General features: G+C 67.5%; 11 protein-coding genes and 1 tRNA gene. 9 read left to right on the top strand and 3 right to left on the bottom strand.

What is annotated here, in order from left to right:
- Nucleotides 1-178: 178 nt before the first annotated feature.
- From aceF to PLC66_RS20200, 3 genes are all read right to left on the bottom strand, one after another.
- Nucleotides 179-1,843: a dihydrolipoyllysine-residue acetyltransferase gene (gene aceF, locus PLC66_RS20190; RefSeq protein WP_324543860.1), complete on the bottom strand. Its 1,665-nt coding sequence runs from the start codon at nucleotides 1,841-1,843 to the stop codon at nucleotides 179-181.
- A gap of 20 nt (nucleotides 1,844-1,863) precedes the next feature.
- Entirely contained in the window at nucleotides 1,864-4,545 is a 2,682-nt protein-coding gene (aceE, locus tag PLC66_RS20195; protein WP_324543862.1) for a pyruvate dehydrogenase (acetyl-transferring), homodimeric type, read from the bottom strand.
- A gap of 180 nt (nucleotides 4,546-4,725) precedes the next feature.
- A complete protein-coding gene (locus PLC66_RS20200; protein ID WP_324543864.1) occupies nucleotides 4,726-5,985 on the bottom strand; it encodes an ABC transporter substrate-binding protein in 1,260 nt (419 codons plus the stop codon).
- A gap of 215 nt (nucleotides 5,986-6,200) precedes the next feature.
- Between PLC66_RS20200 and PLC66_RS20205 the strand changes: the two genes are divergently transcribed.
- From PLC66_RS20205 to PLC66_RS20245, 9 genes are all read left to right on the top strand, one after another.
- A complete protein-coding gene (locus PLC66_RS20205; RefSeq protein ID WP_324543866.1) occupies nucleotides 6,201-8,909 on the top strand; it encodes a PAS domain S-box protein in 2,709 nt (902 codons plus the stop codon).
- The gene (locus PLC66_RS20210; protein WP_324543868.1) at nucleotides 8,884-9,522 is read left to right on the top strand and encodes a response regulator transcription factor; all 639 of its coding nucleotides are present in this window, start codon (nucleotides 8,884-8,886) and stop codon (nucleotides 9,520-9,522) included. Before PLC66_RS20205 ends, PLC66_RS20210 begins: the two co-directional genes overlap by 26 nt.
- Before the next feature lie 48 nt (nucleotides 9,523-9,570).
- Nucleotides 9,571-11,313 carry a potassium/proton antiporter gene (locus tag PLC66_RS20215; protein ID WP_324543870.1) on the top strand — a complete coding sequence of 581 codons (1,743 nt, stop codon included), beginning with the start codon at nucleotides 9,571-9,573 and terminating at the stop codon, nucleotides 11,311-11,313.
- Nucleotides 11,314-11,386: 73 nt separating this feature from the next.
- A complete protein-coding gene (gene folD, locus PLC66_RS20220) occupies nucleotides 11,387-12,262 on the top strand; it encodes a bifunctional methylenetetrahydrofolate dehydrogenase/methenyltetrahydrofolate cyclohydrolase FolD (RefSeq protein ID WP_324543872.1) in 876 nt (291 codons plus the stop codon).
- Between the two features lie 10 nt (nucleotides 12,263-12,272).
- Complete coding sequence (purE, locus tag PLC66_RS20225) at nucleotides 12,273-12,764, top strand: 5-(carboxyamino)imidazole ribonucleotide mutase (RefSeq protein WP_324543874.1); 492 nt, start codon at nucleotides 12,273-12,275, stop codon at nucleotides 12,762-12,764.
- A 10-nt stretch (nucleotides 12,765-12,774) separates the two neighbouring features.
- Nucleotides 12,775-13,929 carry a 5-(carboxyamino)imidazole ribonucleotide synthase gene (locus tag PLC66_RS20230; RefSeq protein ID WP_324543876.1) on the top strand — a complete coding sequence of 385 codons (1,155 nt, stop codon included), beginning with the start codon at nucleotides 12,775-12,777 and terminating at the stop codon, nucleotides 13,927-13,929.
- A 10-nt stretch (nucleotides 13,930-13,939) separates the two neighbouring features.
- The gene (locus tag PLC66_RS20235; protein WP_324543878.1) at nucleotides 13,940-15,052 is read left to right on the top strand and encodes an L-threonylcarbamoyladenylate synthase; all 1,113 of its coding nucleotides are present in this window, start codon (nucleotides 13,940-13,942) and stop codon (nucleotides 15,050-15,052) included.
- Between the two features lie 110 nt (nucleotides 15,053-15,162).
- A tRNA-Ala gene (locus PLC66_RS20240) sits at nucleotides 15,163-15,238 on the top strand.
- Nucleotides 15,239-15,413: 175 nt separating this feature from the next.
- Entirely contained in the window at nucleotides 15,414-16,640 is a 1,227-nt protein-coding gene (locus tag PLC66_RS20245; protein WP_324543880.1) for a tyrosine-type recombinase/integrase, read from the top strand.
- Nucleotides 16,641-16,720 lie beyond the last annotated feature (80 nt).

Here is a 16,720-nt window from a genome sequence, read left to right on the forward strand (position 1 = left end):
TGATGCTGTCGCCGACCTTGACGAACAGCTCGATCACCGGCACTGAATCGAAATCGCCGATGTCCGGGACTTTCACTTCAATTACTTGACTCATCTTCATCACCTCGTGAGGAGTTTCCGGAAGAGGAAGGGCGCGGGGCCAAGGGCTTGCGCCCCCAACCCCGCACTCCTCACCGTGTCAGAGCATCACGCGGCGGAAGTCCGCCAGCAGTTGCGCGAGGTACACGTTGAAGCGGGTGGCCAGCGCGCCGTCGATGACGCGGTGATCCGCGGTCAGCGACATCGGCAGGGTCAGGCGCGGCACGAACTGCTTGCCGTCCCACACCGGCTTCATCACCGACTTGTTCACCCCGAGGATGGCGACTTCGGGCGCATTGACGATGGGCGCGAAGTAGGTGCCGCCGATACCGCCCAGCGAGCTAATCGTGAAGCACGCCCCCGACATGTCGGCCGGGCCGAGCTTGCCGTCGCGCGCCTTCTTGGCCAGCGCACCGGTCTCGGCAGCGATGTCGAACACGCTCTTCTTGTCGGCGTCCTTCACCACCGGCACGACCAGGCCATTGGGGGTGTCGGCCGCAAACGCGATGTTGAAGTACTTCTTGTAGACCAGGTTGTCGCCGTCGAGGCTGGTGTTGAACTCGGGGAACTCCTGCAGCGCGCGCACCGAGGCCTTGATGATGAAGGCGAGCATGGTGAGCTTCTTGCCCGACTTCTCGTACTCCTTGTTCATCTGCACCCGGAAGGCTTCCAGGTCGGTGATGTCGGCGTCCTCGTGGTAGGTCACCGCCGGGATCATCACCCAGTTGCGGGCGAGGTTCTGGCCGGAGATCTTCTTGATGCGGCTCAAAGGCTTGACCTCGACCTCGCCGAACTTGGCGAAGTCGACCTTCGGCCAGGGCAGCAGATCCAGCCCACCGCCCAGGCTCGCACCGGCAGCCGCTGGCAGGGTCTTGCCCGGAACCACCCCGGTCGTCATCGCGCTCTTGATGAAGGCGGCGACATCTTCCTTGAGAATGCGGCCCTTCGGGCCGCTGGCCTTGACCTGGCCGAGATCGACACCGAGCTCGCGGGCGAAGGCGCGCACCGAGGGGCTGGCGTGCACCTTGCCACCGACCGTCACCGCGGAGGGCGCTGCGGCCGACGCCAGCGGCATCGCCGCCGGCGCGCTGGCTGCGGGGCCGCCGTCGGCCAGCGGGGCGGGCGAGGGCGCGGCGGGCGCAGGAGCGGCGGCTGCCGGGCTGGCAGGCGCGGCAGCCACCGTGCCACCGGCCGTCTCGAGCTTGAGCAGCACGCTGCCTTCGCCGACCTTGTCGCCGACCGCGACCAGCACTTCCCTGACCACGCCGGCGTGGGAGGAGGGCACGTCCATCGTCGCCTTGTCCGATTCGAGCGTGGCGATGGCGTCGTCGACCTTGATCGTGTCGCCGACCTTGACGAACAGCTCGATCACCGGCACGGCGTCGAAGTCACCGATGTCGGGCACCTTGACCTCGACCACGCCACCGGCCGCGGCCGGGGCGGCAGCAGCCACCGGCGCCGCAGCGGGTGCAGGGGCAGCGGCAGCGGCCGGCGCAGGGGCGGCGGGCGCGCTGGCAGCGGCGCCGGCTGCCTCGACCTTGATCAGCACGCTGCCTTCGGACACCTTGTCGCCGACATTGACCAGCACTTCCTTGACCACGCCGGCGTGCGAGGAGGGCACGTCCATCGTCGCCTTGTCGGATTCCAGCGTCGCGATCGCGTCATCGACGGCGATCGTGTCGCCCACCTTCACGAACAGCTCGATCACCGGCACGGCGTCAAAGTCGCCGATGTCGGGCACTTTCACTTCAATGAGTTGGCTCATGTTCTTGTCTCCTTGCGCGCTCAGACCGACATCGGGTTCGGCTTGGACGGATCGAGCTCGTACTTGACCAGCGCCGCGGCCACCTTGTCGCGGCCGATCACGCCGTCATCGGCCAAGGCCTTCAGCGCGGCCAGCGTGACCCAGTGGCGATCCACCTCGAAGAAGTGGCGCAGCTGCTCGCGGGTGTCCGAGCGGCCGAAACCGTCGGTGCCCAGCGTGACGAAGCTGCGGTCGAGCTGCGAGCGGATCTGCTCGGGGAACATGCGGATGTAGTCGGTGGCGGCGACGATCGGGCCTTCGAAGCCGGCGAGCTTCTGCTGCACGTGGGTCTGCTTCGGCTCTTCCATCGGGTGCAGCAGGTTCCAGCGCTCGACGTCGTGGCCGTTGCGGGCCAGCTCGTTGAAGCTGGGCGCGCCCCAGATGTCGGCCTCGACGCCCCAGTCGGCCTTGAGCAGCTCGGCGGCGGCGATCACCTCGCGGAAGATCGTGCCCGAACCCATCAGCTGCACGCGCGGACCGCTGCTCTCGGCGCCCTTGCGGAAGGCGTACAGACCCTTGAGGATGTCGGCCTCGGCGCCCACCGGCATCTCGGGATGTTCGTAGTTCTCGTTCATCACCGTGATGTAGTAGTAGACGTCCTCCTGTTCGGCGAACATCCGGCGCATGCCGTCCTGCACGACGACCGCGACTTCGTACTGGAAGGTCGGGTCGTAGCTGATGCAGTTGGGGATCATGTTGGCCATCAGCAGGCTGTGGCCGTCCTCGTGCTGAAGGCCTTCGCCGTTCAGCGTGGTGCGTCCGGCGGTGCCCCCGATGAGGAAGCCGCGGGTGCGCTGGTCGGCTGCCGCCCAGCACAGGTCCATGGTGCGCTGCAGGCCGAACATCGAATAGAAGATGTAGAAGGGCACCATCTGCACGCCATGCACGCTGTAGGCGGTGCCGGCGGCGATCCAGTCGGCCATCGCGCCGGCCTCGTTGATGCCTTCCTGCAGCACTTGGCCGGTCTTGCTCTCCTTGTAGAACATGAGCTGGTCATGATCTTCGGGCACGTACTTCTGGCCTTCCTGGTTCCAGATGCCGTACTGGCGGAACATGCCTTCCATGCCGAAGGTGCGGCTCTCGTCGGGCACGATCGGCACGATGTGGCGGCCGATCTGCTTGTCCTTGAGCAAGGTGTTCATGATGCGCACGATGGCCATCGTGGTCGACAGCTCGCGGCCTTCTCCCGAGGCCTTCAGCAGCGCGGCGAAGGCGTCCAGTGCCGGTACGGCCAGCGGCTCGGCCTTGGTGCGGCGCTGGGGCAGGAAGCCGCCCAGGTCCATGCGGCGCTGCATCATGTACTTGTATTCGGGCGAGCCTTCCTCGAACTTCAGGTAGGGCAGCTCCTCGAGCTTGTCGTCGGGTACCGGCAGGCCGAAGCGGTCACGGAAGCGGCGGATGGCGTCGACGTCCATCTTCTTCTGCTGGTGGCTGATGTTCATGGCCTCGCCGGCCTGGCCCATGCCGAAGCCTTTGATGGTCTTGGCCAGGATCAGCGTGGGCTGGCCCTTGTGCTCGGAGGCGGCCTTGTAGGCGGCAAAGATCTTGAACAGGTCGTGGCCGCCGCGGTTGAGCTCCCACACCTGGTCGTCGGTCCAGTCGGCCACCAGTGCGCGCAGTTCGGGTGTGTTGAAGAAATGCTCGCGCACGTAGGCGCCGTCCTTGGCCTTGAAGGTCTGGTACTCGCCGTCGCACAGTTCCATCATGCGCTGCTTGAGGAGACCCTTCTTGTCGCGCGCGAAGAGCGCATCCCAGGCCGTGCCCCAGATGACCTTGATGACGTTCCAGCCCGCGCCGCGGAAGCCGGCTTCGAGCTCCTGGATGATCTTGCCGTTGCCGCGCACCGGGCCATCGAGGCGCTGCAGGTTGCAGTTGATCACGAACACGAGGTTGTCGAGCTTCTCGCGGCCGGCCATGCCGATCGCGCCGAGCGACTCGACCTCGTCGGTCTCGCCGTCGCCCAGGAAGGCCCACACCTTGCGCTGCTCTGCGCGCGCTGCGTCGATCATGCCGCGGCTGGCCATGTACTTCATGAAGCGCGCCTGGTAGATCGCGCACAGCGGGCCCAGGCCCATCGACACGGTGGGGAACTGCCAGAAATCGGGCATCAGCCAGGGGTGCGGGTAGGACGAGATGCCCTTGCCACCGACTTCCTGGCGGAAGTTGTCCATTTGATCCTCGGTCAGGCGGCCGAGCATGAATGCGCGGGCATAGACGCCAGGCACCGAATGGCCCTGGAAATAGATCATGTCTCCGTCATGAGCGTCGGACGGCGCATGCCAGAAGTGCGAGAAGCCGACGTCGTAGAGCGCCGCGGCCGAGGCGAAGGAGGCGATGTGGCCGCCGACGTTGGTGTTCTTGTTCGCGCGTACCACCATCGCCATCGCGTTCCAGCGGATGTAGGAGTGCAGCTTGATCTCCATGTCCGGATCGCCCGGGTAGGGCGGCTGCTGCTCGGCGGGAATGGTGTTGATGTACTCGGTGGTGGCCGAGTAGGGGATGTTCACCCCTTCCTGGCGCGCGGTGGCGATCAGGGTCTCGATCAGGTAGTGCGCACGCGCGGGCCCTTCGTGTTCGACGACGGCGGCAAGCGACTCCAGCCATTCCTTCGTTTCCTGCGGGTCCGTGTCGGTTTGCGGGAGAAGGTTGCTGTTTCCGGTCATGGTTTGTCTCCTCATGACGTTCGGTTGGCGATCCCTGCCCGGTGGGGCAGGACGATATTTGGTTGCGAGCGAGACCATGCCGATTGCCGCACGGCCAGCGTTGCGAAATATAAAACGCAATTTCGCGATGTGCAATATTTTTTTATCAAACCGCGGGTGTTTTCACTGTGCTCCTGAGTGTCAGGGAGGGTGGGGTGAAGCAGGCGCAGCCTCTTCGGCAAACACCACCCGCCCGCCGCGCACCTCCCCAAGGTGAATCTGCGCTGGCGAGTGCAGGGTCTCGTGGTTGTCGCGTGAATAGGGGCGGTGGTAGGTCATGATCACGCCGTCAACCGGCTCGCGCAGATCCTCGAGGGCTTCGCGGATCCGTGCGCCGTCAGTACTGCCCGCCTGCCGGATGGCGGCGGCGAGCAGCAGCATCGAATCGTAGCCCTGCGCCGCCGCAGGCGGCACGGGGATGCGCGCCTGGCCGGTCTCAGTCTCCCAGGCGGCGAGAAAGGCGCGCTGCCTGGGCGTGCGTGCCTCCTGAATGAAGGTCTGCGGCATGCGGGCGCCTTCGGCGTTGCGGCCCGCGATCTCGATGAAGTTCGACATGGCCAGCGTCCAGCTGCCGATGATGGGAACCTCCCAGCCCATGCGGGCGAGGCCGTTGGCGATGTGGGCCAGTTCGGGGCCGATGCCATAGGTGAGCACGGCCTCGGCCCCTGCCTCGCGCGCGCGCCTGAGGTGGGTGCTCATGTCGGTCTGTCGCAGCTGGAAGCGCTCCACGGCAACCGGCTGCAGGCCCCGCTGACGCAGGGCCTCGATCAGGTCCTCGCTGCCGAGCACGCCGTAGTTGGTCGCGTCATGCAGGATCGCCAGGCGTGTCAGGCCGCGGCGGCCGACCGCCTCATCGACGATCACCTGCGCCTGCAGGGTGTCGTTGGCGGACACGCGAAACACGTAGTTGTCGGGGAACTCGGGGGGCTGGAACTGGCGCGTGAGCAGCGAGCCGGTGGCGACCGAGGTGATCACCGGAATGCGCGCGAGCTGGTAGTGACGCTGGCTGGCGAGGGCGACACCGGTGTTGACGATGCCCAGTCCGGCAACGATGCGGTCGCGGTGGATGAAGTCGCGCACGATGCGCGCGCCCAGCTCGTTGCTCGCCTCGTCGTCGTGTTCCATGAGTTGCAGCCGCCGCCCCAGCACGCCGCCGGCCGCATTGATCTCGGCGGCCGCGATGCGGATGCCGGTGCGCATGGACAGACCCATCGGCGCGGACGGACCGGAGAAGGGACCCGATACGCCGATGCGCAGCGGTTCGCGCTCGCCAGGGCTGGTTCTGCTCAGGCTCAGCGACTCGTCCGCAGCCCTGCCGTGCCCGGGCGTGACCAATATCAGTGGAAGGAGCAGCAGCGGGGCGAGGAGGGCGCGCCGAAGCAGCGCAGTCAGCGAGCTCATGATTCACTGTAGGCATTGCGGCGGTGCTGCAAGTATTGGCGAAAACCCGGACAGGCCCGCCGTCGGCAGGCCGCGCGCGCATGCCATGCGAGTCGTGCCGGTAAGGGTTAAACCGAATGCCGACTTCGCGCGCGATCGACAAGAATCCGGATCCGACTCACTGCTCGAGGCTGGAGTGAGGGCGTCCGCCCGCTCGGCCTGTCCCCAAGCTCTCCATGCAGTCGCCCGCAAACGCCCAGACCAACCCGCCGCGCTGGTACTGGGCGCTTCCCTATGTCGCCGTGTCGCTGTTCGCGCTCGCGATGCTGGCGCTCGTCTGGCTGTTGCAGCAGCGCGAGTCGGACGTCGAGCGCGGCGCGCTCGCGCGCGACCTGCAATGGACGGAGCAGGCGATGCGTCGCGCGATGCTGGGCACCGAGGAGTTCCTCGCTCAGCTCGCGCGCGACCTGGCGGCGGACACGCTGGATCACGACAGCTTCCAGTTGCAGGCCAACGAGCACCTTGCCGTCAATGGCGCACTGACCAACCTGGCCTGGGTCGGGCGCGACCAGGCGGTGCGCTGGACGGCACCCTTCGACGCCCTCGACTGGCTGGCCGGCGAGGCCTTGCTGGGCGAGCAGGTGCAGGGCTTCCAGCGTAGTGCGCTGTCCTCGCGTCTGACTTACGGGCAGCCACACCGCAATGCGCGCGGCGAGGCGGTGATCGAGGTCTTCGTGCCGGTGCAGCGGCGGGGCGAGTTCTTTGGCGTGATCGTGGCCGTGTATTCGGCCGAGCGCATGATCCGCCGCCTGGTGCCCGACTGGTTTGCCGAGAAGTACCGCCTCGCCATCCTCGATGGCGAGCGCAACGTGCTCGCGCTCAGTTCTGCCCTGCCGCAGGTGGACCGGTATCTGGCGCTGGAGCTTGCCCTCGACCCGCCCGGTAACGGCATGGTGCTGCAGGCGATGGCCTTCCGTCCTGGCGGCAGCGTCGCCAAGGCCCTGCCCACGGCAATCATCCTGGGCCTGTCGCTGATCGTGATGTGGAGCCTGTGGACGCTGCGGCGTCATGTGCAGCATCGCGTCAAGGTCGAGAGAGAGCGCGACCGCCTGTTCAACCTGTCGCTCGACATCCTGTGCGTGGTCGATCTCGACGGCCGTTTCCGGCGCTGCAACCCGGCCTTCGAGCGCATCCTCGGCCATGCGCCGGCGAGCCTGCCGGGGCAACTCATGATCGACTTCGTCCACTCGGAAGACGTCGCCGCGACGCTCGAGGCGCTGCGCCAACTCGCCAGCGGCGAGCCGGTCAAGTTCGAGAACCGCTGCCGCTGCGCCGATGGCAGCTACAAGTGGCTGGCCTGGAGCATCAATCCGGTGCGCGACGAGGGGCTGGTGTATGCCGTGGCCCACGACATCACGGGGCGCAAGGCAGCCGAGGACGCCCTGCGTGCGGAGTCGGCCTTCCGCAAGGCGATGGAGGATTCGGTCATCACCGGCCTGCGCGCGATCGACCTCAGCGGACGCATCATCTACGTGAACTCGGCCTTCTGCCGTATGGTCGGCTTCGACGAGGGCGAGCTGGTCGGTACCACCGCGCCGTTTCCCTACTGGCCGCCCGAGCAGCGCGCGGTGTGCGAGCGCAACCTGGCCATGACGCTCGCCGGGCAGGCGCCCAAGAGCGGCTTCGAGATGCGTATCCAGCGCAAGAACGGCGAACGCTTTGACGCGCGCTTCTACCTGTCGCCGCTGATCGACCTCACCGGCCGCCAGACCGGCTGGATGGCCTCGATCACCGACATTACCGAGCCCAAGCGCGTACGCGCGGCGCTCGAGGCCGCGCACGAGCGCTTCGAGGCCGTGCTCGACGGCCTCGACGCCGCGGTGTTCGTGGCCGACGCGCGTACCGACGAGATCCTGTTCGCCAACTTCTCGTTCAAGCGCATCCACGGCTTCGATGCCGTCGGGCGCACGGTGCGTGGCGTAGCCGTGCCCCAGCCCGAGCGCGGTGACTACCGTGTCGACCCGCGCAATCTGTCGCCGGCCGACCTGCCGCGAGAGCTCTTCGATGGCGAGCTCCAGCACCCCCTGTCCGGGCGCTGGTACCACGTGCGCGAGCAGGCCACGCGCTGGGTGGACGGGCGCGTGGTGCGCATGGGCATCGCCACCGACATCACCGACCGCAAGCAGACTGCCGAGGTGGCGCGCCAGCAGGAAGAGCGCCTGCAACGCACCGCGCGCCTGATCACCATGGGCGAGATGGCCTCCACCCTGGCGCACGAACTCAACCAGCCGCTGGCCGCGATCGCCAACTACTGCGCCGGCTCGGTCACCCGCCTGCAGTCGGGCAACGCCAGGACCGAGGACATCCTGGCCGCGATGCAGAAGGCGAGCTTCCAGGCCGAGCGCGCCGGCAAGATCATCCGCCGCGTGCGTGAGTTCGTGAAGAAGAGCGAGCCACGGCGCAGCGCGGTCAACATCGTCGAGGTCCTCGACGATGCCATCGGCTTCGCCGACATCGATGCCCGCCGCACCGGCATCCGTATCCAGACCGAGATCGAGGCGGACCTGCCCGCGGTGTACGCCGACCGCATCATGATCGAACAGGTGCTGCTCAATCTCATCCGCAACGGGCTCGATGCCATGATCGACACGCTGCCCGCCCAGCGCGTGCTGGTCGTGCGCGTGCGCCGCTTCGGCGCGGATGCGGTCGAGGTGGCAGTGATCGACCGCGGCCACGGCATCAGCGAGGAGGGCAGACGGCGCCTGTTCACCCCCTTCTACACCACCAAGTCCGAGGGCATGGGCATGGGCTTGAACATCTGTCGCTCGATCGTGGAGTTCCACGACGGGCGATTGATCGTCGATGAGAACCCCGAAGGCGGTACCATATTTTCGTTTACCCTGCCGACGGAGACAGCCAGTGAGCGGATTGCCCGCAGCGCCTGACCAGATCGTTCATGTCGTCGATGACGACGAAGCCCTGCGCGATTCGCTCGTGTGGATGCTGGAAGCCAACGGCTACAGCGTGGCCGCCCATGCCTCGGCCGAGTCCTTCCTCGCCGAATGCCGCCCCGACATGACCGGCTGCATCGTGCTCGATGTGCGCATGCCCGGAATGAGCGGGCTGGAGTTGTTCGAGGAGCTCGGTCGCCGACGCTGCGGCCTGCCGGTCGTGTTCATCACCGGTCACGGCGACGTGCCGATGGCCGTGTCCGCGCTCAAGAAGGGCGCGGTGGACTTCATCGAGAAGCCCTTTGGCGAGCGCGACATGCTGCGCCTGATCGAGCAGTGCCTGACGCTCGAGCGCGACAATCGCGAAAAGCGCCTGCAGGAGGCCGACACCGCGCGTCGCCTGGAGCACCTCACCCAGCGCGAGCGCGAGGTGCTGGAACTCATCATCGTCGGCAAGCTCAACAAGCAGATTGCCGACGTGCTCGGGATCAGCATCAAGACAGTCGAAGTCCATCGCGCACGCGTGATGGAGAAGATGGGCGCCAACTCGCTCGCCGAACTCGTGCAGCACGTCGTGTCGATCGAAGCGGCGCCTCCGCTGCGCTGAATCCTCCTCCGCGTCACCCGCTTCAGAACACACGACCGCTCGCCTCGAATGACCGGAGTCAACGCCCTTTTTCTGCTCACCGGCCTGCTGCTCTTCATCAGCGTGCTGGCCAGCACGGTATCCGCCCGGCTCGGCCTGCCGCTGCTGCTGCTCTTCCTGGGCGTGGGCATGCTCGCCGGCGAGGACGGGCCGGGCGGCATCGTCTTCGAGGATTTCTTCATTGCGTCGATGATCGGGCAGGCCGCGCTGTCGGTCATCCTGCTCGACGGCGGCCTACGCACACGGGTCAGCAGCTTCAGGGTTGCACTCAAGCCGGCGGCCGTGCTCGCCACCTGGGGGGTGATCGGCACCGCGGCCCTGCTCGGTATCTTCGCCACCTGGCTGCTTGGGGTGGACTGGCGTCTTGGATTCCTGCTCGCCGCCATCGTCGGCTCGACCGATGCCGCGGCGGTGTTTGCGCTGCTGCGCAACAGTGGCGTGCGTCTCAACGAGCGCGTGCAGGCCACGCTCGAGATCGAGTCGGGCGCCAACGATCCGATGGCGATTCTGCTCGTCACGGCGCTGGTCGGGCTGCTGCTGCAGCCCGAAGTCTCGACCGTCGGTGGCTTCGCCTGGCTGCTGCTGAGCCAGCTCGGTCTCGGCGCGATCATGGGTTTGGCCGGTGGCTGGGTGCTGTCGCGGCTGATGGCGCGCCTGAGCCTGCCCGAGGGCTTGTATGCGCTGCTCATCCTGTCGGGCGGGACGCTGGTGTTTGCGGCCACCAACCTGCTCGACGGCAGCGGCTTCCTCGCCGTATATCTGGCCGGCGTGGTGGTCGGCAACCGCCGCAGCCATGCGACCGAGCATGTGCTCAGGGTGATGGACGGACTGGCCTGGCTCGCCCAGGCCGGCATGTTCGTCGTGCTGGGCATGCTGGTGACGCCGTCCGAGCTGCTGACCCATGCCTGGGAGGCGCTGGCGATGGCCGTCTTCCTGACCCTGGTAGCCCGCCCGCTGGCGGTGGCGATCGGCCTGTGGCCCTTCCGCTACAAGCGCAACGAGCTCGCCTACGTGAGCTGGGTGGGGCTGCGCGGCGCCGTGCCGGTCGTGCTGGCGATCTTCCCGGTGGTGATGGGGGTGCCCGATTCGCGGCTGCTGTTCGACGTCGCGTTTGCGGTGGTGCTGTTGTCCTTGCTGGTGCAGGGGGCCACCGTGCCGATGGCGGCGCGCTGGCTCAAGGTCGAGGTCCCGCCGCGTGACGAGCCCCGCGACAAGCGCGAGGTGTGGGTTGACGACGAGGCCGCGGTGGACCTGCTCGAGTATCGGGTGGCGCCGGGGTCTCGCGCCGAGGGCCGCCACCCGGACGATGTGGCTGCAGAATTTTCCGCCATCGATGTGCGTTGCGTCGCGCTGGTGCGTGGTGGACATCTGCATCGGCTGACGATAGACACACGCATGATCCCAGGCGACTCGGTGTGGTTCGTCGCGCCCGACGAGCTTGGCCAGCAGCTCGCGCGCTATTTCGGTGGCACCGGGGGGGAGTTGTCCGCCAATGCCAGCTTCTTCGGCGAATTCGTGGTCGACCCCGCCTGTCTGGCGAGCGACCTGGCCGATGCCTACGGGCTCGACATCGGCCCCAGCGAGCGCAACAAGTCGGTGGGCGAACTGCTGCGCGACCGCCTCGGCCGCGCAGCGGTGGTGGGCGATCGCGTGCGTATCGGCGCCTTCACCCTCACCGTGCGGGAAATGACCGACAAGGGCCTGATCACGGCCATCGGCCTCAAGTGTCCGCCCCTGGGTGGGGGGCGCTGACGCCAGCGCGCGCACCTGCGCCGCGGCGGGACGCCGATGCTGTAAAATCCCGGCCTTTTTAGAGGCTCTACCGATGACCGCTCGCATCATCGACGGCAACGCGCTCTCCGCGCGCGTGCGCGGCGAAATCGCAGAGCGCGCCGCAGCACTGAGGGCGCGTGGTGTGCAACCCTGCCTGGCGGTCATTCTGGTCGGCTCCGATCCGGCGTCGGCGGTCTATGTGCGCAACAAGGTGGCCGGCTGCGAAAAGGCCGGCATCCGCTCGCTGCGCTTCGATTACCCGCAGGACGCCACCCAGGAAGAGGTGATGGCGAAGCTTGCCGAGCTCAACGCCGATCCCGCGGTGCACGGCATCCTGGTGCAGCTGCCGCTGCCCGGACAGCTCGACGAGACCGCGGTGCTCGAGGCCATCGACATCAGGAAGGACGTCGACGGCTTCCACGCCGAGAACGTCGGCCGCCTGTCGCAGAACCGCGAGGGCTTCATCCCGTGCACGCCGCATGGCGTCATGAAGATGCTCGAGAGCACCGGCACCCCGGTGCAGGGCGCCGAGGCGGTCGTGATCGGACGCTCGAACATCGTCGGCAAGCCGATGGCGATGCTGCTGACCAATGCCGGCGCTACCGTCACCGTGTGTCACTCGAAGACGAAGGACCTCGCCTTCCACACCCGCCGCGCCGACATCCTGGTGGCGGCGATCGGCAAGCCGCGCTTCGTCAGCGGCGACATGATCAAGCCGGGCGCCACCGTCATCGACGTCGGCATCAACCGCCTGCAGGACGGCCCCGACGCCGGCAAGCTGTGCGGCGACGTGAATTTCGAGTCGGCCAGGGACGTCGCCGGCGCCATCACCCCGGTGCCGGGCGGCGTGGGGCCGATGACCATCACCATGCTGCTGGAAAACACCGTGATTTCCGCCGAACGTGCCGCGCTTGCGGCCGGCAAGTAAGGACTGCGAGATGAGCGAAACCAAACCCGTCGTCGGCATCATCATGGGGTCCAACTCCGACTGGCCCACGATGAAGGCCGCGGCCAAGATGCTGGAAGACTTCGGCGTGCCCTTCGAGGCGCGGGTCGTCTCCGCCCACCGCACGCCCGACCTGATGTTCGAGTACGCCGAGGCCGCGCGCGGCCGCGGGCTCAAGGCCATCATCGCCGGTGCGGGCGGCGCGGCCCACCTGCCGGGCATGGTCGCGGCCAAGACCACGCTGCCGGTGCTGGGCGTGCCGGTGCAGTCGAAGGCGCTGTCGGGGCAGGACTCGCTGCTCTCCATCGTGCAGATGCCCAAGGGGATCCCGGTCGCCACCTTTGCCATCGGCGAGGCGGGCGCGGCCAACGCCGGCCTCTTCGCGGTCGCGCTGCTCGCCACCGAGGACGCCGCGCTGGCGCAGAAACTCGCCGACTTCCGTGCCCGCCAGACCCAGGCGGTGCTCGACATGAGCCTGGATTGAGGGCCGCATCATGATCCTCCCGCCTGCCACCCTCGGCATGCTCGGCGGCGGCCAGCTCGGCCGCTTTTTCGTTTCGGCCGCGCACGAGATGGGCTACAAGGTCTGGGTGCTCGACCCCGACCCAAACAGCCCCGCCGGTCTCATCGCCGACCGCCACCTGGTCGCTGCCTACGACGACTACGTTGCCCTCGATACCCTGGGCAACGAATGCGCCGCGGTGACCACCGAGTTCGAGAACGTTCCCGCCGACACGCTCGACTACCTCTCCAAGTTCATCCCGGTGCATCCGGCGGCGAGCGCGGTCGCGGTGTGCCAGAACCGCATCGCCGAGAAGACCTTCCTCGCCGACAACGGCCTCCCGCACGGGCCCTTCGCCGTCATCCGCAGCGAGGACGACGTGCGCAACGCCAACGCCGGCCTGTTCCCGGCCATCCTCAAGGTCGCCCGCTTCGGCTACGACGGCAAGGGTCAGGCGCGCGTCGCCGACCGCGATGAGGCGCTCGCCGCCTTCCAGCACTTCAAGGGCGAGCCCTGCGTGCTGGAGAAGATGCTGGCGCTGGATTACGAGGTGTCGGTGGTGCTGGCGCGCGACGAGGCGGGCACGGTGCGCGCCTTCGCGACCGGCGAGAACCGCCACCGCAACGGCATCCTGGACGTGACCATCGCGCCGGCGCGGGCGTCTGCTTGCCTGAGGGACAACGCGCAGGAGATCGCCGAGCGCATCGCCGACAAGCTCGGCTATGTCGGCACGCTTGGCGTGGAGTTCTTCGTCTGTCGCGGCGAACTGGTGGTGAACGAGATGGCGCCGCGCCCGCACAACAGCGGCCACCACACCATCGACGCCTGTGACGTCAGCCAGTACGAGCAGCAGGTGAGGGCGCTGTGCGGCCTGCCGCTGGCCACGCCGCGCCAGCATTCGGCTGCGGTCATGGTCAATCTGCTGGGCGAGCTGTGGTACGAGGATGGCAAGGGGCACGGCACCTACCGCGAGCCCGACTGGTCGCTGCTGCACGCCGTGCCCGGCCTGCGCCTGCACCTGTACGGCAAGCACCACGCCCGCCCGGGACGCAAGATGGGCCACTTCGTCGTCACCGGCGACGATGCCGAGCGCGTGCTCGAGCGCGCGCTCGGCGCGCGTGCCGCGATCGGCATCCGCGACGAGTGAGCGCGCAGCGATGAGCGACACCGGGGTCCGGCCGCGCGGCCGCATCGAATCTCCCACGACTGCGGCCATCGCCGAGGCCGCGGCCTTGCTGCGCGCGGGCGACATCGTCGGCATGCCGACCGAGACGGTCTATGGGCTCGCCGCCGATGCGCTCGACCCCGCAGCCGTGAACAAGATCTTTGCCGCCAAGGGCCGTCCCGCCGACCACCCGCTGATCGTGCACCTGCCCTCGGCCGAGCACCTGCCGCAGTGGGCCGCCGCCATCCCCAAGGACGTGCTCGCGCTTGCCCGCGCCTTCTGGCCCGGCCCGCTGACGCTGATCCTCAGGCGCACGCCCGAGGTACCCGATGAGGTCACCGGCGGCCAGGACACCGTCGGTCTGCGTGTGCCCGCGCATCCGGTCGCGCTCGCCCTGCTGCGCGCCTTTGACGGGGGGCTGGCTGCGCCCAGCGCCAACCGCTTCGGCCGCATCAGTCCCACCACCGCCGAGCATGTGCAGGAAGAACTCGGCGAACGCGTGGCGATGATCCTCGACGGCGGCGCCTGCGCGGTCGGCATCGAATCCACCATCCTGGATTTCTCGCGCGACGTGCCGGAGATCCTGCGTCCGGGTGCGATCGGCCCGGAGGACATCGCCCGCGTCATCGGCCGCCGGCCGCGGGTGCGGGGCGAGGCGCTGCCGGAGATCGATGAGACGGCGGCCGGGCAGGGGCGTTCGGACCTTGCAGGCGCCGGGGGCAAGGGCGCGGCCCCGCCTGCCGCAGCCCACTCCGCCCCGCGCGTCTCTGGCGCGCTGGCCGCCCACTACGCGCCGCGCACCCCCCTGCGCCTGGTCGAACCTGCGCTGCTCGTCGACGAAGCCGCCGCACTCGCCGGCGAAGGCTGCCGCATCGCCGTGCTCGCCCACTCCACGCCCGACCCGCACGACGCCCGCCTGACCTGGCGCAGCTTGCCGGCCGAACCCGCCGCCTACGCCCAGGGCCTGTACGCGAGCCTGCGCATACTCGACGCCGTCGGCGCCGACTTCATCCTGATCGAGGCGCTCCCGGGCGGGCCCGGCTGGCGCGCCGTCGCCGACCGCCTGGGCCGCGCGGCGGTGGGTTCGGGCAGTGCCGAAGCCTGAGCGCGAACGCCACCGGCCTACGGCGGCGGGCAACATCGCCGGGCCCGCGCGGGCGACATGGAAGGGGCTTCCCTTTCGATCTTCGGGTCTCTATAATGCGCGCTCTTTCAGGGCCGATAGCTCAGCTGGGAGAGCGCTGCGTTCGCAATGCAGAGGTCGGGAGTTCGATCCTCCTTCGGTCCACCACGAACACTTCCAAAGTCGTCCGAGAAAGCCCGGAAATCCCAAGAAAATCAAGGGTTCCGGGCTTTTTTACGTCCAAAGTAGTCCGATAAGGTCTGGTGGAAGCCGGATGTGAGTGGGGGTACAGTTGGGGGTATGAGGCGAAAGCCTGCGTACCCCCAGCCGGAGATACCCCCAAATGCCCCTAACCGACACGCAGATCAAGGCGCTCAAGCCCGAGGTGAAAGCGCGCAAGCACGCCGACGAGAAGGGCCTTTTTCTCCTGGTGACGCCGAGCGGCGGCAAATTGTGGCGGCTCAAGTACAGGGTCGACGGCAAGGAGAAGTTGCTGGCCTTGGGAGCGTACCCCGAGGTGTCACTCAAGGCCGCGCGCGCTCGACGCGATGACGCAAGAGAACTGATCGCCGCGGGCGTCGACCCGAGCGAAGCGCGCAAGACCGAGAAACGGGAGCGTATCGCTCAGGTCGAGCACACCTTTGAGGCAACCGCGCGCGAGTGGTTCGAGAAGGAGCGCGTGTCGTCTGGATGGGCAGCGGGCCATGCCGAGAAGGTCATCAGCAGGCTTGAGAAAGACGTGTTCCCCTGGCTGGGCAGGATGCCGGTGGCGGACATCAAGCCTATGGACGTGCTTACCTGCTGCCAGCGCATCGCAGACAGAGGCGCGGCGGATACCGCATACCGGGCGAAGCAGAACATCGGCCAAGCCTTGCGCTACGCGGTCGCGACGGGACGAGCCGAACGCGATCCGACGGCAGATCTCCGCGGAGTGGTGAAAAAACCCAAGGCCGAGCACTTCGCGGCGATCACCAGCCCGGCAGAGGTGGGAACGCTATTGCGAACGATGGACGCCTTCAAGGGCACGCTCGTTGTTAAGTCGGCGCTGATGCTGGCGCCGCTGGTCTTTGTCCGTCCTGGTGAGCTGCGTGGAGCGCAGTGGGCCGAGATCGACTTTGAGCGGGAAGAATGGCGCATCCCTGCCGAGCGTATGAAGCGACGGCGTGAGCACATCGTTCCACTATCCAAGCAGGCGCTGGCGATCCTCAAAGACCTGCACCCGCTGACCGGGCACCGCCAGCACGTGTTCGTCGGGCGCGACCCGAAGAAGCCCATGTCGGACGCCACGATCAATGCGGCGCTGCGGCGCATGGGCTACGACACCAAGACCGAGATCACCGGGCATGGATTCAGGGCGATGGCGCGCACCATCCTGCATGAAGAGCTCGGTGTCGACCGGGATGTGATCGAGCATCAACTGGCGCACCGCGTACCGGATGCGCTGGGTGAAGCCTACAACCGGACGAAGTTTCTGAAGGACCGCAAGGCGATGATGCAGAAGTGGGCGGACTATCTCGACCGGCTGAAGGCCGGCGCGGACGTTATCGCGCTTCCAAACAGGGCTGCATGATCGCCTGATTTGAGTTCTGCCGTGCCTAGCAGGCTGTTGATTTAGCCAGATCCGAGCACTGGCAAGGCTTTCCCGGACGT

This window comes from Thauera sp., from assembly GCF_035444905.1.
Taxonomy (GTDB): Bacteria; Pseudomonadota; Gammaproteobacteria; order Burkholderiales; family Rhodocyclaceae; genus Thauera.